The 13,759-nt window shown below is 71.0% G+C and carries 14 protein-coding genes; 5 read left to right on the top strand and 9 right to left on the bottom strand.

All coding sequences use genetic code 11. The annotated features are described in order from the left end of the window. The first annotated feature begins 3 nt into the window (after positions 1-3). The gene (locus ACEXQC_RS09760; RefSeq protein WP_374821030.1) at positions 4-1,074 is read left to right on the top strand and encodes an LLM class flavin-dependent oxidoreductase; all 1,071 of its coding nucleotides are present in this window, start codon (positions 4-6) and stop codon (positions 1,072-1,074) included. Here ACEXQC_RS09760 and ACEXQC_RS09755 read toward each other — a convergent pair. Genes ACEXQC_RS09755 through ACEXQC_RS09745 form a run of 3 tightly spaced genes read right to left on the bottom strand, consistent with a single transcriptional unit; the run spans position 1,071 to position 4,190 of the window. After that, positions 1,071-2,003, bottom strand: coding sequence for an ABC transporter permease (locus tag ACEXQC_RS09755; RefSeq protein ID WP_374821027.1), 933 nt, complete (start codon positions 2,001-2,003; stop codon positions 1,071-1,073). The genes ACEXQC_RS09760 and ACEXQC_RS09755 overlap by 4 nt on opposite strands. Next, entirely contained in the window at positions 1,993-3,009 is a 1,017-nt protein-coding gene (locus ACEXQC_RS09750; protein ID WP_374821024.1) for an ABC transporter ATP-binding protein, read from the bottom strand. Before ACEXQC_RS09750 ends, ACEXQC_RS09755 begins: the two co-directional genes overlap by 11 nt. Before the next feature lie 20 nt (positions 3,010-3,029). Next, positions 3,030-4,190, bottom strand: a complete 1,161-nt coding sequence (locus ACEXQC_RS09745) for a LolA family protein (protein WP_374821021.1) — start codon at positions 4,188-4,190, stop codon at positions 3,030-3,032. Positions 4,191-4,403: 213 nt separating this feature from the next. Between ACEXQC_RS09745 and purL the strand changes: the two genes are divergently transcribed. Further along, positions 4,404-6,710 (top strand): phosphoribosylformylglycinamidine synthase subunit PurL, encoded by a 2,307-nt coding sequence (gene purL, locus ACEXQC_RS09740; RefSeq protein WP_374821018.1) that lies wholly within the window; start codon positions 4,404-4,406, stop codon positions 6,708-6,710. A 36-nt stretch (positions 6,711-6,746) separates the two neighbouring features. On the opposite strand, the gene ACEXQC_RS09735 is transcribed toward purL, so the two are convergent. From ACEXQC_RS09735 to ACEXQC_RS09720, 4 genes are all read right to left on the bottom strand, one after another. Then, positions 6,747-7,100, bottom strand: coding sequence for a chorismate mutase (locus tag ACEXQC_RS09735; protein ID WP_374821015.1), 354 nt, complete (start codon positions 7,098-7,100; stop codon positions 6,747-6,749). Positions 7,101-7,109: 9 nt separating this feature from the next. Further along, the gene (locus tag ACEXQC_RS09730) at positions 7,110-8,144 is read right to left on the bottom strand and encodes a DMT family transporter (protein ID WP_374821012.1); all 1,035 of its coding nucleotides are present in this window, start codon (positions 8,142-8,144) and stop codon (positions 7,110-7,112) included. 93 nt (positions 8,145-8,237) lie between these two features. Then, complete coding sequence (locus tag ACEXQC_RS09725) at positions 8,238-8,657, bottom strand: organic hydroperoxide resistance protein (protein ID WP_374821009.1); 420 nt, start codon at positions 8,655-8,657, stop codon at positions 8,238-8,240. Between the two features lie 96 nt (positions 8,658-8,753). Continuing rightward, positions 8,754-9,395 carry a GNAT family N-acetyltransferase gene (locus tag ACEXQC_RS09720; RefSeq protein WP_374821006.1) on the bottom strand — a complete coding sequence of 214 codons (642 nt, stop codon included), beginning with the start codon at positions 9,393-9,395 and terminating at the stop codon, positions 8,754-8,756. Positions 9,396-9,515: 120 nt separating this feature from the next. Between ACEXQC_RS09720 and ACEXQC_RS09715 the strand changes: the two genes are divergently transcribed. Both ACEXQC_RS09715 and ACEXQC_RS09710 read left to right on the top strand, forming a co-directional pair. Beyond that, the gene (locus ACEXQC_RS09715) at positions 9,516-10,112 is read left to right on the top strand and encodes a GNAT family N-acetyltransferase (protein WP_374821003.1); all 597 of its coding nucleotides are present in this window, start codon (positions 9,516-9,518) and stop codon (positions 10,110-10,112) included. Between the two features lie 67 nt (positions 10,113-10,179). After that, positions 10,180-10,788 (top strand): maleylpyruvate isomerase family mycothiol-dependent enzyme, encoded by a 609-nt coding sequence (locus ACEXQC_RS09710; protein WP_374821000.1) that lies wholly within the window; start codon positions 10,180-10,182, stop codon positions 10,786-10,788. A 124-nt stretch (positions 10,789-10,912) separates the two neighbouring features. On the opposite strand, the gene ACEXQC_RS09705 is transcribed toward ACEXQC_RS09710, so the two are convergent. Beyond that, positions 10,913-12,199, bottom strand: a complete 1,287-nt coding sequence (locus ACEXQC_RS09705; RefSeq protein WP_374820997.1) for an adenylosuccinate synthase — start codon at positions 12,197-12,199, stop codon at positions 10,913-10,915. 131 nt (positions 12,200-12,330) lie between these two features. Here ACEXQC_RS09705 and ACEXQC_RS09700 point away from each other — a divergent pair, with 131 nt between their 5' ends. Beyond that, positions 12,331-12,615, top strand: a complete 285-nt coding sequence (locus ACEXQC_RS09700) for a glutaredoxin family protein (protein WP_374820994.1) — start codon at positions 12,331-12,333, stop codon at positions 12,613-12,615. A gap of 33 nt (positions 12,616-12,648) precedes the next feature. On the opposite strand, the gene ACEXQC_RS09695 is transcribed toward ACEXQC_RS09700, so the two are convergent. Next, complete coding sequence (locus tag ACEXQC_RS09695; RefSeq protein ID WP_374820991.1) at positions 12,649-13,617, bottom strand: Vgb family protein; 969 nt, start codon at positions 13,615-13,617, stop codon at positions 12,649-12,651. Between the last annotated feature and the right edge of the window lie 142 nt (positions 13,618-13,759).

Below are 13,759 nucleotides of genomic sequence, written 5' to 3'. Positions count from 1 at the left end.
GGCATGCACGAGCTGGGCTTGGACCTGCCGCCGAACCGCCCGCTGCGTCGGCTCGGCTTCCTCACCATCGGGGTGTTCGACCCCGCGGATCCGGTGGCCGGGCACGAAGCCACCCTCGAGACCATCGCTCTTGGCGAGCGCCTCGGCTTCGACAGCGCGTGGCTGCGCTCGCGGCACCTGCAGTACGGCATCTCGTCGCCCGTCGCCGTCATGGCGGCGGCCTCGCAGCGCACCTCCCGCATCGAGCTCGGCACGGCCGTGGTGCCGATCGGTCTCGAGAACCCGTTCCGACTGGCCGAGGATCTGGCCACCGTCGACCTGCTCTCGAACGGCCGCATCAATCCGGGGTTCTCGGCCGGCACCCCCATGAACGTCGATGCGTTCCGCGACGCCATCTATCCCGACACCTTCGAGCAGGAGGAGTTCGGCTACGAGCGGCTGCTGCGCTTCCGGCGCTTCGTGAGCGGATCACCCGTGAGCGACTTCTCGGGCACTCGCGGCATCGAGGTGTTCGCCGACACCGTGCAGCCGCACTCGGCGGGGCTGGCCTCGCGGCTCTGGTACGGGGCGGGGAGTCTCGCCTCGGCGGAGTGGGCGGGGGCCAACGGGTTCCACCTGCTCACCTCGAGTGTGGTGCAGGGCGAGGAGGGCGACGACTTCGCGCACAACCAGTGGCGGCAGGTCTCGGCGTATCGCCGCGTGCACCCGGCCGGTTCCGCGGCGCGGGTGTCGCAGGGGCTCGTGGTCATCCCGACCGATTCGGCGACTCCGTCGCAGCGTGCGCGGTACGAGGCGTATGTGGCGTCCCGGGCCGGGCGCGTGGGGGTGCCGCACGGCCCGAAGCGCATGCTGTTCGCCGCCGATCTGGTGGGCTCGTCGTCGTCCATCGCCGAGCGGCTGCTGGCCGATCCCACGTTCCGGGCGGTGGAGGAGGTGGCGTTCGCGCTGCCGTTCTCATTCGAGCCCGAGGACTACGTGCAGCTGCTGCACGACATCGCGGAGCAGCTCGGGCCGCTGCTCGGCTGGGCACCTGGCGGCTGGGCGCCCGGCGGCTCCGCTCCGAGCGGGGTCTAGGAGAGGATGTCCTTCGTGGCGAAGCGGCCGTAGGCGAGGGCACCGAAGACGGCCACGTAGGCGAGCTGCAGCACCGCGTTGGCGCTGAACGACGACCACTCGATGGGCTGCCTCAGCAGGTCGGCGAAGTCGAGCCAGTAGTAGCTGAAGAGGTAGGGATGCAGCCACTCGAGCTGCGAGAGCTGCCCGAGCACCTGCGCCACGATCGAGACCACCACGGTGGCGGCCATCGCGCCCACCGGGGCATCCGTGAGCGTGGAGATGAAGAGGCCGATCGCCGAGAGGCCGAGCAGGCCCACGGTGATGTAGAGGGCGATGAGCAGCGAGCGCAGCAGTGACTCGCCCACGCTCACGGTGTCTCCCGAGACCAGCGCCACGGGCCCCACGGGGAAGAGCGCGAGCCCGATGAGGATGCCGGCCGCCGTCACCGCGAGGGTCGCGGCGAGGCAGAACACGGCCGCCGCCGCGAACTTGACCACGAGCAGACGGATGCGCCCCACGGGCGACACGAGCAGGTAGCGCAGCGTGCCGGCTCCTGCCTCGCCCGCCACCGAGTCGCCCGCGACGACGCCCACGGTGAGGGGGAGGAAGAGGGGGATGGCGACCACGAGCGCGGTGGTGGCCACGAAGAGGCCGTTCTGGGTGATGCGGTCGAGGAAGGCGGGGCCGCCGCCCTCGCCGCTGCCGTCGTCGGTTAGGCGGATGGCGACCGCGATGAGCACGGGCACAGCGGCGAGCGCGAGCAGCATGGCCCAGGTGCGACGGCGGCGGAAGAGCACGGCGAGCTCGGAGAGGAAGAAGCCCCAGCCGAGGGCGCGGCGGGGGCGCGTGGGTGCGGCGCTGGTACCGGCGCTTGTCGCCCCGGCGCCGGCGTTGGTGGGCCCGGCTCCGGTGCTGTCACCGGTCTGCGGTGCTGCGTCACTGGACAACGTCGAACCCCTCCCCTGTGAGCTGCACGAAGAGGTCTTCGAGCGAGGCGCGTTCGGCGGCGAAGCCTCGCACCCGCACGCCTCCGGCCACGAGTGCGGCCACCACCGCCTCGGCGGGCACGCTCTCGGGCAGCTCCGCCTCGAGCGTGGCATCGCCCGGCCCCGCATCGCCCGCCCCCGCATCGCCCGCCCCCGCATCTCTCACCTGGACGCCACCGTCGGTGGTCACGGTGACCGCGGGGAGGGTGAGGCGGGTGAGGGTGGCTGCGGCCGTGGCGGCGTCGGGGGCGGCCACCGTGAGGCGCACGCGGGTGGCGCCGGCGCGGCGGAGGTCGTCGAGGTCGCCCTGGGCCACGAGTCGCCCGGCGCGCATGACGGCCACGTGCGAGCACATCTGCTCGATCTCCGAGAGCAGGTGGCTCGACACGAAGACCGTCGTGCCCTCGGCGGCGAGCGAGCGGATGAGGGAGCGCACCTCGCGCGTGCCCTGCGGATCGAGCCCGTTGGTGGGCTCGTCGAGCACGATGAGCTCGCGCGGGGTGAGCAGTGCGTTGGCGATGCCGAGCCGCTGCTTCATGCCGAGCGAGTACGCGCGCACCTTCTTGCCGGCCGCCGAGGAGAGCCCCACGCGCTCGAGCGCCCGCTCCACGCGGGCCGACCGCGTCGAGGCGGTGGCGAATCCGTCGGCCGCGTCGAGGCGGTGCAGGTTGGCCCGACCGGAGAGGAACGGGTAGAAGCCGGGGCCCTCGATGAGCGCACCCACGGAAGGGAGCACGTCGGCGACGTGCCGGGGCATGCTCTGCCCGAGCACCCGGATGTCGCCCGCGGAGGCCGACGCGAGCCCGAGCAGCATGCGGATGGTCGTGGTCTTGCCCGACCCGTTCGGCCCGAGGAACCCGAACACGGACCCGCGCGGTACCGCCAGATCGATCCCGTCGACGACGGCCGCCCGCCCGAACCGCTTGCTCAGCCCGGACGTCTCGATGGCGAACCCCGTGTCAGCCATGCGGCGGCCGGACGGGGTGGTCACTCGGCCGCGGCCTGCTGGAGGAGCTCGGCGGGCACGGCGCCGGCGAGCACCCGGCCGTCGTCGGTGAGGAGCACCGAGACGAGAGTGGTCTGCAGCACGCTGCCGCCGTCGACCGGAGTGGCCAGCTGGGCGAAGAGCGGATTCGAGGTGAGCTCGGTCAGATCGCCCTGCAGAGCGGTCTCGACGATCGCACCCCAGCCCGATCCGATCACGGTCGGCTCGGTGGCGGCTCCCGACCCGGGGGCCGAGGCATCGGCGGATCCCTCGGAGCCGGGGCCCGAGGCATCCTGATGCGATCCGTCGATTTCCTTCTCCGTGACTTCGGTGCCCGCAGGCGGCGTGAACTCGAAGAGGTCGGCCGAGGGGGTGTCGAGCGAGAGGTCGGTGAAGCCGACCTCGAAGGCCGCCGACGACGTTCCGCGGGCGAAGACCTGCACCTCGAGCGGCATGCCCGTCTCGGCATCGACGGCGATCGTGACCGAGCCCACGAGCGTGTCGTCGGTGCGGGGCGTGAGCACGAGGGCGTAGGCATCGCGGCCCGCGACCGTGGTCTCGGAGCCGAGCGAGACATCCGTCGACGGGTCGACGGCGTCGAGGAACCTCGTGGCCAGCTCGTCGGGCGTGGGCACGGTGCCGTTCTCGCCGGGGAGGGCGGCGGCGGCGCCGTCATCGGCGCCCTCGGCACCATCGCGCTCCGGCAGGGTCGCGTGCACCGCGGTCTGCTCGTCCGAGTCGTAGAGCCACAGGTCGTCGCCGTTCCTCACGGCGTCGCGCTCCGCGAGCTGGTCGAGCACCTGCACCCGCAGCTTCTCGGGCCCGTCGGCGTAGACGCGGGCGGTGTGGCTGCCCGTGGCGAGTTCGAGGGCACCGGAGACGGCCGCGGTCGAGTCGCCCGAGCTGCCGGAACCGGATCCGCCGGACCCACCCGTTCCACCGGAGAGCGCCGAGACGTCGGGCAGTCCGAGATCCGAGCTCTGCTCGATCGTGCCGGAGAACGCCGTGACGTCGCTGGAGCCCACGAGCGCCAGCACCTCCTGCGGAGTCTTCTCGGGCAGGTCGGCACTCGCGGAGGCGGCGACCCCTCCGGTGACGGCCACCACGGCCACGACGGCCGGCACGGCTACTGCGGGGATCCAACGCTGCCAGTTGCGGGACACGATCGACTTCTTCCGGGAGAGGAGCGGCGGCCGGACGGTCGGCGCGATGGAGGCGACGCTACCCCGCGAGTCCGTGAATCAGCTTCACGCATTGTCCCCAGTCCCCAGCCCACCCTCGGTTATCCACAGCTCGCAGCCCCTGACGGGTGCGACACGGCGGGCCGGTAGAATCGAGGCGCTTCCCTCCCCCGCTATCCAAGGAGTCCTGGCCGCGTGAGCAATGCCGATACCGTCGAGAACGCCATCGCGACCCCCGAGCGGGAGCAGCCCTACGAGGCCCTCGGTCTGAAGGCCGACGAGTACGCCAAGATCCGCGAGATCCTGGGCCGTCGCCCCACGAGCGGCGAGCTCGCCATGTACTCGGTCATGTGGAGCGAGCACTGCTCCTACAAGTCGTCGAAGATCTACCTCCGCCAGTTCGGCGAGAAGGTCAGCCCGGCCATGAAGAAGAACCTCATGGTGGGCATGGGCGAGAACGCGGGCGTGGTCGACGTCGGCGAGGGCTGGGCGGTCACCTTCAAGGTCGAGAGCCACAACCACCCCTCCTACATCGAGCCGTTCCAGGGAGCCGCCACCGGCGTGGGCGGCATCGTGCGCGACATCATCTCTATGGGCGCCCGCCCCGTGGCCGTCATGGACCAGCTGCGGTTCGGAGACATCGACGAGGCCGACACGGCGCGTGTGGTGCACGGCGTCACGAGCGGCATCTCGTTCTACGGCAACTGCCTGGGCCTCCCGAACATCGGCGGCGAGACCTACTTCGACAAGGTGTACCAGGGCAATCCGCTCGTCAACGCCCTGAGCGTGGGCGTTCTCCGCCACGAAGACCTGCACCTCGCCAACGCGCGCGGCGTGGGCAACAAGGTCGTGCTCTTCGGAGCGCGCACGGGTGGCGACGGCATCGGCGGCGCATCGATCCTCGCCTCCGACACGTTCTCGGCCGGCGGCCCCACCAAGCGGCCCGCCGTGCAGGTGGGCGATCCGTTCGCCGAGAAGGTGCTCATCGAGTGCTGCCTCGAGCTCTTCGCGGGCGACCTCGTGGAGGGCATCCAAGACCTCGGCGCCGCCGGTATCTCGTGCGCCACCTCCGAGCTCGCCTCGAACGGCGACGGAGGCATGTTCATCGAGCTCGAGAAGGTGCTGCTGCGCGACCCCACGCTCACGGCGGAGGAGATCCTCATGTCCGAGAGCCAGGAGCGCATGATGGCCATCGTGCAGCCCGAGAAGCTCGAGGGCTTCCTCGCGGTCACCGCGAAGTGGGATGTGGAGACGAGCGTGCTCGGCGAGGTCACCGACACCGGTCGTCTCGTCATCAACTGGCACGGCGAGGAGATCGTCAACGTCGAGCCGCGCACCGTGGCCGTCGACGGTCCGGTCTACGAGCGCCCCGTGGCCTACCCCGCGTGGATCGATGCGCTGCAAGCCGACTCGGCCTCGCGGCTCCCCCGCTCCACCTCGGGTGAAGACCTGCGCTCGGAGTTCCTGCAGCTCGTCGCCTCGCCCAACATGGCGTCGAAGGCGTGGATCACCGATCAGTACGACCGCTACGTGCTGGGCAACACGGCCCTGTCGTTCCCGGATGACGGGGGCATGATCCGGGTCGACGAGGAGTCGGGTCTCGGCTTCGCGCTCGCCTCCGATGCGAACGGCCGCTACTGCCAGCTCGACCCCTACCGTGGTGCGCAGCTCGCGCTGGCCGAGGCGTTCCGCAACGTGGCGGTCACGGGTGCCACGCCGGTCGCGGTCTCGGACTGCCTCAACTTCGGCTCGCCCGAGAACCCCGAGGTCATGTGGCAGTTCTCGAAGGCCGTCGAGGGTCTGGCCGACGGCTGCCTCGAGCTCGAGATCCCGGTGACGGGCGGCAACGTCTCGTTCTACAACCAGACCGGTTCGCAGCCCATCCACCCCACCCCCGTGGTGGCGGTGCTCGGCGTGATCGACGATGTGGCGCGCCGTGTGCCCTCCGGCTGGCAAGACGAGGGGTCGAACCTCTACCTGCTCGGCGTCACGCGCTCGGAGCTCGACGGCTCGGCGTGGTCAGGCGTCATCCACGACCACCTCGGCGGGCTCCCGCCCGAGGTCTCGCTGCCCGCCGAGGCCGCTCTCGCCGAGCTGCTGCGGGCCGGTGCGCTCGAGGGCCTCATCGACTCGGCGCACGACCTCTCCGACGGCGGTCTCGCGCAGACCCTCGCCGAGTCGGTGCTGCGGTTCGGCATCGGGGCCCGGGTGTGGCTCGACGAGATCGTGGAGCGCGACGGCGTCTCGGCATCCGATGCCCTGTTCAGCGAGTCGACCGCGCGCGTGCTCGTCTCGGTGCCGCGCGAAGACGACGTCAAGTTCAAGGGCCTGTGCGAGGGCCGCTCGTTCCCGGTGCTGCGCATCGGGGTCACGGATGCGGAGTCCGACTCGCTCGAGGTGCAGGGCCTCTTCACGGTGCCGATCGCCGAGCTCTCCGGCGCCCACACGGCGACCCTCCCGGGTCGCTTCGGCCCGGTCGCCCCGCCCGCCGCCACCGTCTGACGCCCCCGCAGCCGCCGCGAACGCGGTGGCCGCGGATCAGAGCTTCTTGCCGTCGGCGATGCGCTCGTGGTGGTGGATGACCTCGGCCACGATGAAGTTCAAGAACTTCTCGGCGAACGCCGGGTCGAGGTGCGCCTCCTCGGCGAGCGAGCGCAGGCGCTTGATCTGACGGGCCTCGCGCTCGAGGTCGGCGGGCGGCAACCCGTGCTCGGCCTTCAGCCGACCCACGTTCTGCGTGAACTTGAACCGCTCGGCGAGCATGTGGATGAGGGCCGCATCGATGTTGTCGATCGACTGACGGATGCTCTCCAGGTGCGCGTACACCGCAGCCTCCGTGTGGAGGCCGTCGTCGTCGGGTGCGTCGTCGAATGCCGAGGAGTGCGTGACCATACGTAGACTCTAGCCAGCTTCGCGGCGAGCACCCTTCGAGTCGCCCGCACCGGCCAGGGGACCACCGGATCCACCGGGTCCACCGGGGCCGTCGGCACCACCCGAGCCCCGCGACGGCATCCGCAGCCGCCCCTGGGCGAACAGGATGCCCACGAACACGAGCAGAGCCCCCACGGGAGCGTTCCAGCTCAGGGTCTCGCCGAGCAGCAGGATGCCGAGGGCGACCCCCACCACCGGAGTCAGGTAGGTCACCGTGGAGGTGGCGGTCGGGCCCCAGGCGTTGAGCACGTTCATGTACCAGAGGTACGCCACCCCGGTGCCGGCGACGCCGAGCACGATGAGGCTGCCCACGATCGCGGGGTCGAGCCGCACGGAGCCGATGGCCACGAACGGCGTGAGCACGAGCAGGATCGCGGCCCCCATGCCCACCTGCAGGAACGCGGCGGTGAGCCCGGAGACCGGATGGCGGCCGCTCACGAAACGACGGATGTAGCCGAACGTGAAGCCGTAGCAGACGGCAGAGCCGAGGCACGCGAGCTGACCGGCGAGCTCGAGCAGCAGATCCCCGTGGGGTGCTCCGCCGCTGCCGTCGGCGCTGCCCGAGAGGAAGGTCCACGGGCCGATGATGATGATGACGCCGACGATGCCGGCGACCACGCCGAGAACCCGATCCCGCCCCAGACGCTCGACCCGGAACGCGAGGGTCACCATGAGGGCGGTGGTGATGGGCGTGACCGCGTTGTAGATGCTCGCGAGCCCGGAGGTGACGTACTGCTCGGCCCAGGCGAACAGCAGATATGGGATGGCGCAGCCGAAGGCACCGATCACCACGAAGTGCAGGTAGACGGCGCGACCCTTGGGCAGCCGTGTGCGGGTGACGAGCAGCAGGATGCCGAGGGTGAGGGCGCCGAGCACGAGTCTGGTCCAGGCGACCTGTCCGAACGAGACACCCTCGAGGGCGACCTTCATGAACAGGAAGCTGGCTCCCCAGATGAGTCCGAGTGCCGAGAACTGGAGGGCTACGGCGAGGCGGTTGCGGGGCACTCGCCAGAGACTACCGCCTGGGGGAGTCGCCCCGGGCGGCCGACCGCGAGCCTCGCGGGCTTTGGCAGTCGGCCGCCGGGAGAATGGCAGTCGCTACTCGACGATCGAGACCTTGACCTCGATGTTGCCGCGGGTGGCGTTGGAGTAGGGGCAGATGGTGTGGGCCTTGTCGGCGACCTGCTTGGCCTCCTCGGGGCTCACGTTCGGCACGTAGACGTCGAGCTCGACGGCGAGGCCGAAGCCGCCCTCACCGTTGCTGCCGATGGCCACGCTCGCCGAGACGGCGGCGTCGGTGGTGTCGAGCTTGAGCTCGCGGCCGGCGGCGTGCACGGCACCGAGGAAGCAGGCGGAGTAGCCTGCGGCGAAGAGCTGCTCGGGGTTGGTTCCGTCGCCGGATCCGCCCATCTCCTTGGGCGGGCGGGTGTCGAGGTCGAGGCGGTCGTCTTCGCTGCGGACGTGTCCGTCGCGGCCTCCGCCTGAGGCATGGGCGATTGCGGTGTAGATAGCTTCCATGGCTCTAGTTCATCACTGATCGGGGGTGGTCTGCACGGAGTTGGGTGCACGTTCTCCCGATCTTCAGGGCGGCCGGGGGTCAGTGCCGGTGAGGGGCTAGGTCGTCCTCTTCTGCACAGGCACTCCGCCGCCCTGGTTCTCCACACGTTGCGTCAGGCCCGCCTGCACGCGCGGCCAGTCGTCGATGATGATCGAGAACACGGCGGAGTCCCTCCAGCTGCCGTCGGCGCGGGGCAGATCGCGCCGGCTGATGCCCTCGAAGGTCGCGCCGAGTTTGGCGATCGCGGCCTGCGATCGTTCGTTGCGCACATCCGCCTGGATCTTGATGCGGCCGAAGCCGTGCTCGAAGGCCAGGGAGAGGAGGAGGAGTTTTGCTTCCGGGTTCACCACGGTGCCCCAGACCCCTGGGTCGTAGGCGGTCCAACCGATGTGCGCGTATTCGAGCGCCGGATCGACGTCGCCCAGGGTCGTCGTGCCCACGAGCAGGCCGTCGTCGGACCCTCCGGTGAGACGGATGGCGTAGGCGAGGCCGCCCTGCCACTGGTAGTAGCCCTCCGCCCAGGCGGTGAACTCCTCGGGAGTGGCGCGGTACGCCTCCGGCCCGCCTCCGTAGCCGCTCGCGAAGACCTGCGGATGGCCGATGGCCGCGTGCAGCTCGGGCAGGGCCTCTCGCGTGAGCGGTTCGAGACGGATGTAGCGGCCCTGCAGGGGGGCATGCACGGGCATCGTGGCGACCATCCCCCCAGTGTGGCACCGCCCCCGCCGCCCCCGCGCACCCGGTGGGGCACGGCAGCCGGTGGCGCCGCGCACCCGGTGGGGCACGCGCTCAGCCGTCGGTGGCCTCCGTAGCATGGGGGCATGGTGGGTGCGGAGTTCTTGGAGATCCCGGTGCTGAGCGGGCGCCTGGCCGTGCTGGAGCCGCTGCACCCGTCGCACGCCGAGGAGCTCGCCGAGGCGGTCGCGCCGCTCGGCGATCTCTGGTTCACACGGGTGCCCTCACCGGAGGGGATGGCGGAGGACATCGCTCTGCGGTTGGTGCGGCACGAGGCAGGTCTCGTGGTGCCGTGGACCATACGACGGGTGTCGGATGGACGGGCCGTGGGGATGACGACGTACCTCAACATCCGGCGGGAGGATCGGAGGCTCGAGATCGGTTCCACCTGGATCACGCCGAGCGCTCAGGGCACGGGGCTCAACACCGAGGTCAAGCTGCTGCAGCTCTCGCGCGCCTTCGAGCAGCTCGATTGCATCGCGGTCGAGCTGCGCTCGCACTGGCACAACCGTCGTTCCCGCGCCGCCATCGAGGCACTGGGGGCCAAGCAGGACGGCGTGCTGCGGCACCACGATCTGTGGCGCGACGGCACGGTGCGTGACGTGGTGGTCTTCTCGATCATCGCGCCGGAGTGGCCGACGGTGCGCCTCGGACTCACCGAGCGCCTGCGCCGCATCGAGTAGAGGTGCACACCGATGTGCGTCGCGGGCGCGCGCGCCGGTGGGGGTGGGGCTGTGCCACGATGGGGAGATGGGCAGTGCCGCCACGTTCTTCCACTCCTCCACCGCGTTCCACGACCTCGTCACGAGGGTTCCGAGTGACCGGTGGGATTCGCCGGCGCTCGGGGAGTGGACCGTGCGCTCGCTCGTGGGCCACACCACTCGCGCCATCCTCACGGTCGAGAGCTATCTGCTGCTCGACGACCCCGGGTTCCCGAACGTGCCGAACGCCGAGAGCTACTACGCCCGCGTCTACCGCGACCTGACCGATCCCGCGTCGGTGCACGACCGCGGCGTGGAGGCGGGCATCTGGCTCGGCGACGATCCGGCGCGCGCGGTGGCCGACGCCATCACGAGAGCGACCGCGCTCATCGACGCCGCGCACCAGGAACGCATCGTCTCCATCGGCGGCCTCGGCATCGAGCTGCACGAGTACCTGCGCACACGCGTCTTCGAGCTCGTGGTGCACTCGATCGATCTCGGCCGCGCCCTCGACATCCCGCACGGCCAGTCGCCCGACGCCGTCGCCTCCACCGTCACGCTCGCCTGCGGTGTCGCCGCGGCCCGAGGCGACGGCGACACGCTCCTCCTCGCCCTCACCGGCCGCACCCCCCTCCCCGCCGGCTACTCCGTGGTTTGACCCACCCGAACCGTCGATCATCGCCGAGGTAGCGGATCGTCGAGGAGACCAGCACGGCGGTTGCCGGACGCGTGGCTACCGGGCTTGCGACTACCTCGGCGCTGCGCGGCGGCTGCGGCCGGCGCTAGGGGAGGAGGTCGTGGCGGGTGACGATCGCGTCTCGGGCCGGGCCCACTCCGATGGCGGAGATACGGGAATCGCTCATCTCCTCGAGGGCCAGCACGTAGCGCTGCGCCGCCGCCGGGAGGTCGGCGAACTCGCGCACACCCGTGATGTCTTCGCTCCAGCCCTCGAACTCCTCGTAGATGGGCTTCGCGTGGTGGAAGTCGGTCTGCGAGACGGGAACCTCGTCGACGCGCTTGCCGTCGACCTCGTAGGCCACGCAGACCGGGATGGTCTTGAGGCCCGTGAGCACGTCGAGCTTGGTGAGCACGAAGTCGGTGACACCGTTGATGCGCGCGGTGTAGCGGGCGATCGGCGCGTCGTACCAGCCGGTGCGGCGGGGACGGCCGGTCGTGGTGCCGAACTCGAAGCCCTTGGAGCGCAGGAACTCGCCCGACTCGTCGAACAGCTCGGTGGGGAAGGGGCCGGCGCCGACCCGCGTGGTGTACGCCTTCACGACGGCGATGACGCTGTCGATGCGGTTGGGCGCGACACCCGATCCGGTGGCCGCCCCGCCCGACGTGGCGTTGGAGGAGGTGACGAACGGGTACGTGCCGTGATCCACGTCGAGCATGGTGGCCTGGCCGCCCTCGAAGAGCACGGTCTTGCCGTCTTTCAGCGCCTGGTTGAGCACGAGCGAGGTGTCGGCCACCATGGGCCGCAGCCGCTCGGCGTAGGAGAGCAGGTCGTCGACCACCTCGTCGACCTCGATGGCGCGGCGGTTGTAGACCTTCACGAGGATGTGGTTCTTGAGGTCGAGCGCCCCCTCGACCTTCTGGCGCAGGATGCCCTCGTCGAAGAGGTCTTGGATGCGCACACCCACGCGGTTGATCTTGTCGGCGTAGGCGGGCCCGATGCCCCGACCCGTGGTGCCGATCTGGCGCTTGCCGAGGAAGCGCTCGGTCACCTTGTCGAGCGTGCGGTGGTAGTGCGTGATGACGTGCGCGTTGGCCGAGACGAGCAGCTTCGACACGTCGACCCCGCGGGAGCCCAGCGCCTCGAGCTCGTGGAAGAGCACCTCGACGTCGACCACCACACCGTTGGAGATGACCGGGGTGACACCGGGCGTGAGGATGCCGGACGGCAGCAGGTGCAGGGCGTACTTCTTGTCGCCCACCACGACCGTGTGGCCCGCGTTGTTGCCGCCGTTGAACTTGACGACGTAGTCGACACGACTGCCGAGGAGGTCGGTGGCCTTGCCTTTACCCTCGTCGCCCCACTGGGCGCCGATCAGCACGATCGCTGGCATGTGGATTCCCTCTCGGTTCCTCTGTCAGTGCCCGACGGACGGTGCCGGTCGACAGCTGATTCTATCGTGGACGGGTCTCGTGCTCCGCGCGCGCGACCGGCCTGGGGAATCAGCGGGGCGCATCCGCGGTTGTGCAGGAGGTGTCGGAACTCAGCGTGACCCTCTACTCCTCGAGCTTCTGCGGCGCGTGCACGAGCACGCGGCAGACGCTCGACCGCATCGCTCCGCTCGTGGGCGAGCGGGTCGAGTGGCACGAGATCAACGTGGCCGACGACCCGGCCGCGAGCGAGGCCGCCGGCATCACCGCCACACCCACCGTGGTCATCACGGGCGCCGACGGCACCGAGCGGATGCGCGCATCCGGCGTGCCCACGGCCGAGCACGTGCTGCACGCGCTCGCCGCAGCCCTCCCCTGAGCCGCCGCGCCCAGGCGCCCCACCGGGGTGAGCTCAGCGAGCGGGGCGGACTTCGAGGAGCGCGCCGGACTCCATCGCGACCCACACGGCCCCGTCGGCGGCCACGGCCAGCCCGTGCGGCTCGTCGTGCCCCGATGACGCGAGGTCGACGAACGAGAACGATCCGTCGAGCGCCACATGCCCCAGCTGGTTCGCCCCCCACAGCGTGAACCAGCACCCCGCACCGAACACCCCGTCCGAGCCGAGCGGATCGGCCACGATCGCGTGCGGCTTGGAGCCCGACGCGGGCAGCGGGTACTCCGTGATGCGGCCCGCGCGGTCGATGCGCCCAATGGCCCCCGCCAGGATCTCGCAGAACCACGCGGCCCCGTCGTCGCCCACCGCGATGCCCACGGGCCCCGCCTCCGGAGTCGGCAGCGTGTGCAGCACGGGCGCGGCATCCCCGCCCCGCACGTAGCCCACCGCGTTGGCCTCGTGCGCCGTGAACCACAGCGAGTCACCGGATGCCGCGAGCATCGACACGAGACCGCCCGACGTTCCGGCGGCGAACTCGGCCACCCCGCCCAGGATGTCGATGCGCCCGAGCGAGTCGTTCGCCATCTCGGTGAACCACGCGGTGCCGTCGTGGAGGGAGACCACGCCGAAGGGCTGGGCGCCCGCGGTGGGGACGGCGACGGATCGCAGCTCCCCGGCCGGTCCGACGAGCACGAGCCGGCCACCATCGGTGTCGGTCACCCACACGGAGTCCTCCCCCGCCGCGGCCACCTGCGACGGCCGAGCCCCGGAGCCCAACTCGATGCGAGTGAACCCGTCCCCCGCCGCGGCACCGTCATCCGCAGCACCGGCGGCACGGCCGGTCGCTCCGGCGGCACCCGCCGCGAACCGCACCACGGCCCCGCCGTGCACGAGTGTGCACCACACGGCCCCGTCCTCGGTCACCGCGAGCCCGTACGGCCCCCCGTCGGCTCCCCCGGGAACAGCGTGCACAGCAACAGAGCTCATGCTGCCCGAGCCTACGCCGCACCCAGCACCCGCCCGGCCCGCCGGCCCCACCGACCCCGCCCAGCGCCGCCCGCCCCGAGCCAGGCGCCGACCGAGCACAGCGCCCTCCACAACCACCACCCGGGCACGGGCCACCGCTAGC

The organism is Herbiconiux liukaitaii (genome assembly GCF_041927495.1).
Classification (GTDB): domain Bacteria; phylum Actinomycetota; class Actinomycetes; order Actinomycetales; family Microbacteriaceae; genus Herbiconiux; species Herbiconiux liukaitaii.
This window is presented reverse-complemented; position numbering and strand designations above follow the sequence as displayed.